The organism is Evansella tamaricis, from assembly GCF_019042215.1.
GTDB classification, from domain to species: domain Bacteria; phylum Bacillota; class Bacilli; order Bacillales; family Salisediminibacteriaceae; genus Evansella; species Evansella tamaricis.
This window is the reverse complement of record NZ_JAHQCS010000116.1, coordinates 1-11,989: the sequence shown is the minus strand read 5'-3', so window position 1 is coordinate 11,989 and position 11,989 is coordinate 1. Positions and strand designations below refer to the sequence as shown.

Here is an 11,989-nt window from a genome sequence, read left to right as displayed (position 1 = left end):
TCTCTGCAAATACGTCGATTTGTCTCGACGGATACGCCTCGGAGCATTTGCTCGCAGAGGAAGAGACAGTAGTCGTAAATTTCGCTAAAAATCATACTTTTAAGAAATCAACATTAGCCTTTAACATAGCCTTTTTAAAATGTAAGTATAAGTTTTTGCACCTTCGGGCATTGTCTAGCTCCAGCGCCTACTCGCATGGGAACTGAAAAAGTGGTGCTTTTCCACTTTTACAGTCCCACTAAGGCACTTCGGAAGTGACAACTGAAGTCAAAGAGCGGACTTCTAGTTGTCATTCCTCCACTGCCCTACGCTCGTGACCATAGGCGCTTGCGCTTTTCTTAATCTGTGCAGCTTTACAAACGATCTTAAGCTAATTGTTGTATGAAAATCCAAACTCCTTGGAATGATAAGGGAATATGAATCTAAGTCTTGATTTTAATACTGGAGGGAGTCGGGTTGAACAAGATGACGAAAAGATGTACATACAGAAAGTTCGTCATATGGATAATTCTCCTCTGTTTAGTCACTGTTCCATCAGTGGAAGGATACGCAGAGCAACATGGGAATGGAGATAAAACCGAAGTATCCAGTGGAAAAAACGGGGGAATTTTAAGTTTAACTGATCATCATGAGTTAAAAGCAATTGAGGAAAAGGACAATTCAATTAGGAAAATAGATACCGTCACAAAACAAACGATAAGAAAATCACGAACTGGTATCGAAAAGCGAGATGACAGAGACCAATGGAGCCAGTTAACCCAATTAGACGAATCAGGTCTATCAAATCAATCCGGTTCATCAGATCAAATAGTCCAGTCTGCTCAACCATTCCAATTAGACCAGTCCGACCAAACAAAGCAACCAGATCAATCTAAAAAACGAGATCAAGCTGATCCACCGAGTGAATCAGACTACCCAGTGCCATTAGACAAAGTTGATCAATCCCAAACCCAATCCCATTCGGAAGAAGATCAAAAGGGATCGAATCTCTCTCTGGAAGATGTGTTTTATCCGAAACGACCTACTTTTCCGGATAACGAAATGGAATCGGCAATTTTTCTTGTGGAATCAGTCGACCATCCTGAACTGACAATACAGAGGGTAAAAGAAAAACTGCCACATGTGGAAATTAGAAAAGTTTTCACGAAACTATATAACGGTTTTTCCCTTGAGATCGTTCGTGGAGACGTTCCCCTCCTTCATGATCTTGAAGGCATTAAACGGGTGGACGAAGTGGCTTATTATGAACCGTCCTTAGACGAAAGTGTTCCGTTTATTGGGGGGGATGAGATCCGGAGTGTTTTAGATGAAAACGGTGAAAATCTAACGGGAAAAGGGGTGAAGGTGGCGGTCATTGATACGGGTATTGATTATAACCATCCGGACTTGAAGGATAACTATAAAGGTGGATATGATGTCATCGATGAAGATGATGATCCAATGGAAACACAGAAAACAGAAGGCATGCCCACACTTCACGGAACACATGTGGCAGGGATTATCGCTGCAAACGGGCGTCTTAAAGGGGTAGCCCCTGAAGCGGAGATTTATGCTTATCGTACATTAGGTCCCACTGGGAAAGGGACAACAGAACAAGTTATTGCAGCCATTGAGAAGGCTGTGGAAGATGAGGTGGACATTCTCAATCTTTCTTTGGGCAATACAGTTAACGGACCTGACTGGCCGACGAGTGTGGCCTTAGATAAAGCCGTAGAAAAAGGGATTGTGGCAGTTACCTCCAATGGGAACAGCGGTCCGAATCTTTGGACGGTTGGTTCCCCAGGAACATCATCAGATGCTATTTCGGTTGGAGCCTCCACCCCTCCCATGAAAACACCTTATTTAACAGCGGATCTTAACGGGGGACCAGAAAAGGAAATACCGATCCAGCAAATGCAAAATGCTGAAGAATGGACAATCAAACGGGAGTTTCCGATTCAATATATGGGCCTTGGGAAAGAGGAAGACTACTATAAAGAAGATGTTCGTGGAAAAATAATCCTGGCAGAACGTGGACAAATCAGTTTTACGATTAAAGCAAAATTAGCAAAACAAGCCGGGGCAGAGGCGCTCATCGTATATAATCATACGGATGGGGAATTTGCAGGAATGCTCGAACAACCGGTTGAACTTCCGGTGGTGAGTATCACTAAGGAAGCGGGCGAGATGCTGAAGGAGCGTCTCGAAAAAGAGTCCGTTTACCTTCGAACCATTTATCGTCAAGAGGAAGATCTCATTGCCCCATTCAGTTCTAGGGGACCTGTTACACATACTTGGGATATCAAACCGGATCTCGTAGCTCCTGGGGTGGCCATCGACAGCACCGTCCCGAAAGGCTATCTCGATTTGAATGGGACAAGTATGTCAGCACCTCACGTAGCGGGCGCCGCCGCCTTACTGAAACAGAAGTATCCTGATTGGGAACCTCATCAAATAAAAGCAGCATTAATGAATACAGCGAAACCCATAACCGATTCGGAAGGAAATGACTACCCTCCACATGTTCAGGGGACTGGAAGAATTCAATTAAATGAAGCACTGAATACAAACACTCTCGTTTATCCCGGTTCTATATCATTCGGAAAGTGGCTTAGAACAGACCAGCGATTGGAAAAGACAGTGGAAATCACGATAGAAAATCATTCCCATGAACGGAAAAGGTATACCATTGAACCTCCGTTTGAAGTTCCGGACGGTGTCCAGTGGAAAGTTCCCTTTTCTTTGTATATCTCCCCAGGGGAGAAAAAAACGGTTCCTGTGACGATGGACGTTTATCCTCCAGTTTTTCAGGAGGGAATTTATCATGATGTGATAAGTGTGAAAGCTGGCAAAGAAACCATTCGTGTTCCGTTCCTGTATTTTGTGGAAGAACCTGAATATCCAAGGTTAATGGCATTTATGTTTGAACAACAGGCCAACCCGAATGAGTATCATTATGAAGTATACTTTCCGGGCGGTGCAGATAAGTTCGGAATTGCTTTATATGATCCGGATACCTTCCGATTCTTAAGGTTTATTGATGTGCATACGGATATTGACAGAGGAATGTTTGAACAGGACATTGTAGTGGAAGATTTGCCACCTGGAATTTATAAAGCACTGATATTCGCGAAAAATCAAGGACACGAAGATATTATTGAAAGGGACATCTTTATAGGGTCATGGGAAGAAGGGAGTTAAAACACTCCCTTTCCCTCCTGCAAGGATTACCGAGGTAATAAATTGAATATTCAAACATTATTTTTTCCCAATAATACCAAAGACAGGTGTGAACATTTTATGTATAATAATAAATGTGTCTAATTGGTGAAAAAATAGGTAACAGAACCATATCTGGAAGCGCTTTTTTAGAATATTTAAATATTTATAAATATGGAAAGTGTAGTTACTGATATGGATTGACATGGAGAATACCCCTATTGTACGATTACAAAGGATTCTCTGTGCCATGGTTATGAGAATACATAATAAGAACTTGATAATTAGGGTGAGGAATGTGCAAGAGCCATCGAAATTCCGGGGATTTGTAAAAGCGCTTGCTTTAATGACGACGATCAGTTCCTATTTTGTAGGATCTATCCTTGTTGGAATTCTTGGTGGCAGATGGTTAGACAAGCAGTTTGATACTGGAAGTTTGTATCTTGTTACAGGGTTACTTCTAGGCTTAGGAGCAGCGGTAACGGGGATATTCTTTGCGATTCGCCAGTTTTTAGGAGACGATTTCCGTGAATGATTACAGTGCTGTTGCCAGACGATATATGATTTATACTAGCATACTCATCGTCATCTTTTTAATTATTGCTCAGTTTTTTACAAGTGGTACATTTTTTATGGGGCTGGCCCTTGGGGGAGTATTTAGTCTTTTGAATTTAGTTAGTACATACCTTCAAGTGAGAGCTATCGGAAAAATCCTTTCCGGAGGCACAGTAAAATGGACATTCGGAACAGCATCAAGAATTATTTCTGCAGTGGCTGCCGTGTATATTGCAATGAGATTCCCTGAGTATTTTGATTTAGTGGGTGTAATCATAGGTTTAATGATTACCTATGTTTTAATATTAATAGAACCAATTTTTTTCTTGAAACAAATGAATACTTCCAAATGACTTACCTTTTACGGGGAGGTCAACAGAGTTTTTACAGAAAAGAGGTGAAAGTAATTGGGTGATTATTACAGACAACCTGTCGTATTCCTGTTTGACAATCCAAACTTAGGAATCAACTTAGCCAACGTGTTTCTGGTTACTGTTGCAATGGCGATCGTATTCTTTGTTCTATTCTTTATGTCAAGAACAATTAAGATGTATCCAACCGGCGCGCAAAATGTCTTAGAATTTTTTATTCAGTTTATTAAAAATGTGATCAGCAGTACGATGGATTGGAAGCAGGGGAAACATTTCGTTATACTGGGATGCACGATCATCCTCTATGTGTTTGTATCAAACATGATGGGTATTCCATTCGAGATGGCTGCGAAAACAGATGAAGGGTTGAAATATGTTTGGTGGAAATCACCAACATCTGAACCGATACTTACTTTATCACTGGCGGCTATGGTGATCATCATGACTCACGTATATGGACTTAAATTGAAAGGGCCGAAGGAGTATGGAAAAGACTATTTCCGTCCCGTTTTCTTCTTATTCCCATTCAAAATCATTGAAGATTTCTCTAACACATTAACATTAGGAATGCGACTTTACGGAAACGTATATGCGAAGGAAGTACTAATGGTAATGCTTGTAGGTTTAGGAACATCTGGTGTTCTTTGGGGGATCTTCGCGTTTGCGCCACTTGTCGTGTGGCAGGTCTTTGGAACATTTATCGGAGGACTACAAGCCTTCATTTTCTGTATGCTGACGATGGTGTACATGTCTCATAAGGTTAATGAAGAGCATTAATAGCCATTTTAGTCACTAACACTTGCTATGGGAAAAACTTCTGTTTTCTCCCGGACAATGGAGTAAAAAGTAAACTAGAGTTCTATTAACTAGGTAATTATGCTCTTATGACCTAAGGGCGTTACAAAATAAAAAAAAACTATTTTTTATACTTTAAGGAGGATTTTTATTATGGAATTTTTAGCAGTAGCAATAGTAGCCAGTTTCGCTGCAATCGCCGGTGCATTCGGTGTTGCAATCGTAGTACGTAGTGTAGTTCAAGGTATCGCTCGTCAACCAGAAATGAGAGGGCCAATTCAATTACTATTATTCATCGGTGCTCCACTAGTAGAGGCGGTTCCTATCCTTGCTATCGTAATTGCCTTCATGTTATACGGTTCCCTATAAGTTAAGCTTTAAATGGTGGTAGGTGGAATTTTTGAACAGGTCATACCATACCTGAAAATGAGTTATATCTCTACCATGTAACACTATGCTTAAATGGCGGAGAAGTTAAATAGAGTCTTCGCCTTTCCTTATGAAAGGACTCGAAAGCGAAGGAGGCGAAAAAGTTGGATGCATTATTTGGAACACACCTTACTTGGTTAGATGCTGTTTATCAAATCCTAGGATTTCTAGTATTAATGTGGCTTTTAAAGCGTTTTGCACTAGGTCCAATCATGGAGATGATGGAAAAGCGTGAACAGCATGTTGCAGACCAAATCTCCTCTGCTGAAAAAAACCGCAAAGATGCGGAAAAATATTTAGCAGAACAGCGGGAAGCAATTCAGCAAGCACGTATTGAGGCGAAAGAAATCGTTGAAAATACGAAAAAGATGAGTGAACAACAAGCAGAAGAGATCATTAAAAATGCGAAAATAGAAGCGGATCGTCGTATCGACGCTGCAATTGCTCAAATTAATCAGGAAAAAGAGCAGGCTATCTCCGCGCTTCGTGAGCAAGTTTCTACCTTGTCAGTTCTTGTGGCCTCAAAAGTGATTGAAAGAGAATTGAATGAGCAGGAACAAGAAAAACTCATTCAAGAAACACTTAGAGAAGTTGGCGAAGAACTATGAGAAGACATCCAGTAGGTTTTCGCTATGCCAGTGCATTGTTTGAATACGCCCAAGAAAGAAACGCGCTTGAACAAATCACGGACGACTTAGAGGCAGTGTCACAAGTGATGCGGGATACGAACCTTCTTGACGAAGTGTTTAGACACGCAAAAATGACACCAGAAGAAAAGAAAAAAATTATTACCTATAGCTTTTCCGATAAAGTGAGTGAAGCAGTAGTTAATTTATTATTACTCTTAATTGATAAGAAACGGGAAGATGTATTTTTCGCCATCGTGGAAGATTTCAAAAACTTAACAAACGATGTGCGCGGGATTGCAGATGCAAAAGTGTATTCTGCAAAACCATTATCTGACCAGGAGAAGGAAGCTGTTGCCTCTGTTTTTGCTGTAAAGGCTGGCAAGCAAAAGCTTCTAGTAACCAACATTGTTGATAAAGAATTGATCGGCGGTTTGAAGGTCAGAATCGGTGATCGAGTATACGATGGTAGCGTAGCGTCAAAGCTTGCAAGCATTCAGCAGCGTATGATGTACAAGAGTTAGTAGATAGGGGTGAACGTAATGAGCATCAGAGCCGATGAGATCAGCTCTCTAATAAAAAAGCAGATTGAAGGCTATCAATCTGAAATTGAAGTAAATGATGTTGGTACCGTCATCCGAGTTGGGGACGGAATTGCCGTTGCTCACGGTCTGGAAAGTGCCATGGCCGGTGAGTTACTGGAGTTTTCAAACGGTGTTATGGGTATGGCGCAAAACCTGGAAGAAGATACAGTAGGTATCATTATTTTAGGACCTTATACAGAAATCCGTGAAGGTGACGAAGTTCGCCGTACTGGACGTATCATGGAAGTACCAGTTGGAGAACAACTTCTAGGACGTGTTGTAAACTCATTAGGGCAGCCAGTAGATGGGCAAGGCCCAATTGAAACAACAAAAACTCGCCCAATTGAAAGTCCGGCACCAGGGGTTATGGACCGTAAATCTGTACATGAACCACTTCAAACTGGTATTAAATCCATCGACGCATTAATTCCAATTGGCCGTGGTCAACGTGAGTTAATCATCGGGGACCGCCAAACTGGTAAAACAGCGATTGCAATTGACACAATTATTAACCAAAAAAATGAAAATATGATTTGTATTTACGTAGCGATTGGACAAAAAGAATCCACTGTTGCGGGAGTTGTGGAAACTCTACGTGAACACGGTGCATTAGACTACACGATCGTCGTAACTGCAAGTGCATCTCAGCCAGCCCCACTATTATTCTTGGCACCATATGCAGGGGTAACTATGGGTGAGGAATTTATGTATAACGGAAAACACGTCCTTGTTATTTATGATGACTTAACAAAGCAAGCATCCGCATACCGTGAGCTTTCCTTGTTATTACGTCGTCCTCCAGGCCGTGAAGCATATCCGGGGGATGTATTCTATCTTCACTCCCGCTTACTTGAGCGCGCAGCGAAGCTTAGTGACGCGAAAGGTGCAGGGTCATTAACGGCTCTTCCATTTATTGAAACACAGGCTGGAGATATTTCTGCTTACATTCCAACAAACGTTATTTCCATCACAGACGGTCAGATTTTCCTACAATCTAACTTGTTCTTCTCTGGTATTCGTCCAGCGGTAGACGCAGGTTTATCCGTATCTCGTGTTGGAGGATCCGCACAGATTAAGGCAATGAAAAAAGTTGCCGGTACGTTACGTCTCGACCTAGCTTCTTACCGAGAATTAGAAGCGTTTGCTCAATTCGGATCTGATTTGGATAAATCAACACAAGCGAAGCTAAACCGTGGTGCCCGTACAGTAGAAGTACTGAAGCAAGGACTACACCAACCGCTTTCGGTTGAAAAACAAGTTGTGATCCTTTTCGCATTAACAAAAGGTCATCTTGACGATGTGGAAGTGGCTGACATTCAACGCTTTGAATCGGAATTGTTCACGTTCTTAGAGCATAACAATAAAGATCTTTTGGATCATATCAAAACGACTGGCGGATTGCCGGAAGAAGCGGATCTGAAGAAAGCAATTGAAGACTTCAAGAACACTTTCAGCGCATCTTAATTAAAGTAAACTATGCTCTTTTTTCAAAGGGCGGAACTTGAAAGCTTTATAATGATGGAGATTTCCTAGGGTAGGGAGTACCTGGAGTTAATTCCATATTGATTTCTAGCATTATAGAAAGTATAGCAGGATGTAAGTAAAGGTGGTGAAGAACGTTGGCCTCATTAAGAGACATTAAATCGAGGATCACTTCGACGAAAAAAACGAAGCAGATTACAAAAGCCATGCAAATGGTATCTGCTGCAAAGCTTAATCGTGCACAATCGAAAGCAACTGCCTTCCTTCCATATACAGAAAAAATTCGTGATGTTGTAGCAAGTATCGCTTCAGGTAGTGAAAGTGATGAGGAAGGAATCTCTCATCCAATGTTAGAGGCTCGTGAAGAAGTGAAAAAGACTGCTTACTTAGTTATTACTTCCGACCGGGGCCTTTGTGGAGCGTATAACAGCGGCTTACTGCGGCACACCTTAAAAACCATTAACGAAAGACATCAATCTCCTGAGGAGTATGGGCTTATCGTAGTTGGTAGAGTTGGACGTGATTTTTTCAAAAAGAGGGGTATGCCGATTTACCAGGAGGTTGTCGGCTTGCAGGATCAGCCAGAGTATGCGGAAATTAAAAATATTGCTGCTACAACGGTTGATATGTTTACAGATGGAATTTTTGATGAGATATATCTCCACTATAACCATTTCGTTAGTGTCATCAGTCAAAAGGTGACGGAAACGAAGCTTCTTCCATTAAATGAATTTGATACGGAGGAAGAAGGCTCGGAGACGGAACTGGCTCCGAAAACGAACCTGGAATACATTTATGAACCGGATCCAAAGGTAATATTAGAACAGCTTTTGCCGCACTATGCGGAAAGTTTGATCTATGGGGCGTTGCTGGATGCGAAAGCAAGTGAGTTCGGTGCCCGTATGACAGCGATGCAATCGGCGACAAATAATGCCACGGATCGAATCGAGGAACTGACGTTAGTATATAACCGTGCCCGTCAGGCTGCCATCACACAGGAAATTAACGAAATCGTTGGTGGAGCAGCAGCATTAGATTAATTCCAGTATGAGAAAAAAGTGTTGTTTGATTTTTTAAAAGTGATGAAGTATTGCAAGCTAGGAAGTAAGGAGGAAAGCAGATGAATAAAGGACGCGTCACAAAGGTAATGGGTCCGGTAGTAGACGTTCAGTTTGACCGTGGCCAATTACCTGAGATATATAACGCATTACGAGTGGAACGCCTTGCCCAAACTTCTGGGGAAGTTGATGTAAACCTTACATTGGAAGTGGCACTCCACCTTGGAGATGACACTGTCCGAACAGTAGCCATGTCATCTACAGATGGTCTTGTTCGTGGTATGGACGTACTTGATACAGGAAGTCCAATTTCGGTTCCTGTAGGTGACGATACGCTAGGACGTGTATTTAATGTACTAGGTGAAAACATCGATTTGGATGCACCAATATCGGAAACGGTCCGCCGTGACCCGATTCACCGTCAAGCACCTGTTTATGAAGAGCTGTCTACAAAAACAGAGATTCTTGAAACTGGTATTAAGGTTGTTGATTTACTTGCACCGTACATCAAAGGTGGTAAGATCGGTCTCTTTGGAGGTGCCGGTGTAGGTAAAACGGTATTAATTCAAGAGTTAATCAACAACATCGCTCAAGAGCACGGTGGTATTTCCGTTTTCGCAGGAGTAGGGGAGCGTACTCGTGAAGGGAACGACCTTTACTTCGAGATGAAGGATTCCGGCGTAATTAACAAAACTGCGATGGTATTCGGACAGATGAATGAACCACCTGGAGCACGTATGCGTGTTGCCCTATCTGGTTTAACAATGGCTGAATATTTCCGTGATGAAAAAGGTGCAGACGTACTTCTTTTTATCGATAACATCTTCCGTTTCACGCAAGCTGGTGGTGAGGTATCTGCACTCTTAGGCCGTATGCCTTCTGCCGTAGGTTACCAGCCAACACTTGCAACAGAAATGGGTATGCTACAAGAACGTATTACATCGACGAAAAAAGGTTCCGTAACATCGATTCAAGCGATCTACGTACCTGCCGATGACTATACTGACCCGGCACCTGCAACAACGTTTGCCCACTTAGATGCCACTACAAACTTGGAGCGTAAGCTTTCGGAAATGGGTATTTATCCTGCGGTGGATCCATTAGCTTCCACTTCCCGTGCATTGTCACCGGAAATCGTAGGAGAAGAGCATTATAATGTTGCTCGTCAAGTTCAGCAAACACTTCAAAAATATAAAGAGCTTCAAGATATCATCGCCATCCTTGGTATGGACGAGTTATCGGAAGAAGATAAGCTTACGGTACACCGTGCCCGTCGCATTCAGTTCTTCCTTTCTCAAAACTTCCACGTGGCGGAGCAGTTCACTGGTCAAAAGGGTTCTTACGTGCCAGTTAAGGAGACTATCCAAGGCTTTAAAGAAATCATTGATGGCAAATACGATGATCTTCCAGAGGATGCTTTCCGTCTCGTAGGTAGAATTGAAGAAGTAGTAGAGAAAGCGAAACAAATGCAATAAGAAGCCAGGAATGATTCGTTTTTGAGGGAAATGTTGATTCTTTTAGGATGTTTGGGTTTGGTGGGTTGGTTAAGATTAAGATTGTTGAAATTTTAATTGTGATCGAAAGATGTACCAGTAGCTGCTGTGATTTAGGTTGTGGTAGCCACAGTGCAGTTCGCTCATGGCTGTGATTGGTATGCTCTAGAATCTTATCTAACTCCTATTTTTCCGAAAAAAATGTATCTGTAGCTTCGAAAAGGAGGGTGAACCGTGAAGACGATGCAAGCAAATGTCGTCACTCCTGATGGCAGCGTATTTGAAGGGCAAGTAGAAATGGTTACAGTGAAGACAACGGAAGGATCCCTTGGTATCATGGCCAATCACTTACCGCTAGTCGCTCCTTTAACTGTTAGTGCTGTTCGCCTTAAAATGGATTCAAAGATTCAGCTTGTTGCCGTCAGCGGCGGTTTTATTGAAGTTCGCCCTGACGAAGTAAGTGTTTTGGCTGAATCAGCTGAATTACCGTCAGATATTGACATAGCGCGAGCGCGTGCAGCAAAAGAACGTGCGGAACGCCGTCTCGAGCGAGCAAAGCAAGAGAATCTTGATTTTAAACGTGCGGAAATGGCTTTAAAACGGGCAATCAACCGTCTAGAAGTTGCCGGCGGATAAATGAAATGAAATCTATGTGATTATTTTGGTGATGTGAGGCCAGGAAGGGGAAACCCTTTCTGGTTTTTGCTGTTGTACTGTTGCTATCTTGTTAAGTATTTGTAGATATAGTGGAACGGGAGTTACTTTGTCCAAACGCGGAGCGAGGGGAGCGGAGCGAAAAAAGAGGTTGCTGTGGTATAAACAAGTAGCGAGCCCCTAGCAAATGTCGCACCCTGGAGGAGGAAGCGACAAAAGAGATGGCATGTCGCAATCTAATGTCGCATCCTAAGGGAGGAAGCGACAAAAGAGATGGCATGTCGCAATCTAATGTCGCATCCTTAAGGAGGAAGCGACAAAAGAGATGCCGAGTACCTATTTATTGTCGCATCCTAAAGGAGGAAGCGACAAAAGAGATGGCATGTCGCAATCTAATGTCGCATCCTAAAGGAGGAAGCGACAAAAGAGATGGCATGTCGCAATCTAATGTCGCATCCTTAAGGGAGGAAGCGACAAAAGAGATGGCGATCCCCTCCCTAATGTCACAACCTGGAGGAGGAAGCGACAAAAGAGATGGCGATCCCCTCCCTAATGTCGCAACCTGGAGGAGGAAGCGACAAAAGAGATGCCGCTCCCCTATCTAATGTCGCATCCTTAAGGGAGGAAGCGACAAAAGAGAGGTTGAGTACCGACCTAATGTCGCATCCTCAAGGAGGAAGCGACAAAAGAGATGCCGCTCCCCTATCTAATGTCGCATCCTTAGGGGAGGAAGCGACAAAAGAG

12 protein-coding genes are annotated in these 11,989 nt (G+C 42.6%); all 12 read left to right on the top strand.

Annotated features, from left to right (window positions below; all coding sequences use genetic code 11):
* On the top strand, nucleotides 1–206 hold a 206-nt coding region (locus tag KS419_RS14415), incomplete at its 5' end, for a hypothetical protein (RefSeq protein WP_217067093.1).
* Between the two features lie 259 nt (nucleotides 207–465).
* Nucleotides 466–3,180 carry a S8 family serine peptidase gene (locus tag KS419_RS25260; RefSeq protein WP_281419814.1) on the top strand — a complete coding sequence of 905 codons (2,715 nt, stop codon included), beginning with the start codon at nucleotides 466–468 and terminating at the stop codon, nucleotides 3,178–3,180.
* Nucleotides 3,181–3,496: 316 nt separating this feature from the next.
* Nucleotides 3,497–3,733 (top strand): AtpZ/AtpI family protein, encoded by a 237-nt coding sequence (locus tag KS419_RS14405; RefSeq protein ID WP_380086688.1) that lies wholly within the window; start codon nucleotides 3,497–3,499, stop codon nucleotides 3,731–3,733.
* Entirely contained in the window at nucleotides 3,726–4,106 is a 381-nt protein-coding gene (locus KS419_RS14400; RefSeq protein WP_217067092.1) for an ATP synthase subunit I, read from the top strand. The genes KS419_RS14405 and KS419_RS14400 overlap by 8 nt, the downstream gene beginning before the upstream one ends.
* Before the next feature lie 54 nt (nucleotides 4,107–4,160).
* Entirely contained in the window at nucleotides 4,161–4,901 is a 741-nt protein-coding gene (gene atpB, locus KS419_RS14395; RefSeq protein ID WP_217067091.1) for a F0F1 ATP synthase subunit A, read from the top strand.
* 171 nt (nucleotides 4,902–5,072) lie between these two features.
* Nucleotides 5,073–5,288: a F0F1 ATP synthase subunit C gene (atpE, locus tag KS419_RS14390; RefSeq protein WP_217067090.1), complete on the top strand. Its 216-nt coding sequence runs from the start codon at nucleotides 5,073–5,075 to the stop codon at nucleotides 5,286–5,288.
* Between the two features lie 164 nt (nucleotides 5,289–5,452).
* Complete coding sequence (gene atpF, locus KS419_RS14385) at nucleotides 5,453–5,956, top strand: F0F1 ATP synthase subunit B (protein ID WP_281419813.1); 504 nt, start codon at nucleotides 5,453–5,455, stop codon at nucleotides 5,954–5,956.
* Nucleotides 5,953–6,498, top strand: coding sequence for a F0F1 ATP synthase subunit delta (locus KS419_RS14380; RefSeq protein WP_217067089.1), 546 nt, complete (start codon nucleotides 5,953–5,955; stop codon nucleotides 6,496–6,498). The genes atpF and KS419_RS14380 overlap by 4 nt, the downstream gene beginning before the upstream one ends.
* Nucleotides 6,499–6,516: 18 nt before the next feature.
* Complete coding sequence (gene atpA / locus KS419_RS14375) at nucleotides 6,517–8,022, top strand: F0F1 ATP synthase subunit alpha (RefSeq protein WP_217067088.1); 1,506 nt, start codon at nucleotides 6,517–6,519, stop codon at nucleotides 8,020–8,022.
* A 155-nt stretch (nucleotides 8,023–8,177) separates the two neighbouring features.
* Nucleotides 8,178–9,080: an ATP synthase F1 subunit gamma gene (gene atpG / locus KS419_RS14370; RefSeq protein WP_217067087.1), complete on the top strand. Its 903-nt coding sequence runs from the start codon at nucleotides 8,178–8,180 to the stop codon at nucleotides 9,078–9,080.
* Nucleotides 9,081–9,160: 80 nt separating this feature from the next.
* The gene (gene atpD / locus KS419_RS14365; RefSeq protein WP_217067086.1) at nucleotides 9,161–10,573 is read left to right on the top strand and encodes a F0F1 ATP synthase subunit beta; all 1,413 of its coding nucleotides are present in this window, start codon (nucleotides 9,161–9,163) and stop codon (nucleotides 10,571–10,573) included.
* Nucleotides 10,574–10,834: 261 nt separating this feature from the next.
* Nucleotides 10,835–11,227 (top strand): F0F1 ATP synthase subunit epsilon, encoded by a 393-nt coding sequence (locus KS419_RS14360; protein ID WP_246594122.1) that lies wholly within the window; start codon nucleotides 10,835–10,837, stop codon nucleotides 11,225–11,227.
* Nucleotides 11,228–11,989 lie beyond the last annotated feature (762 nt).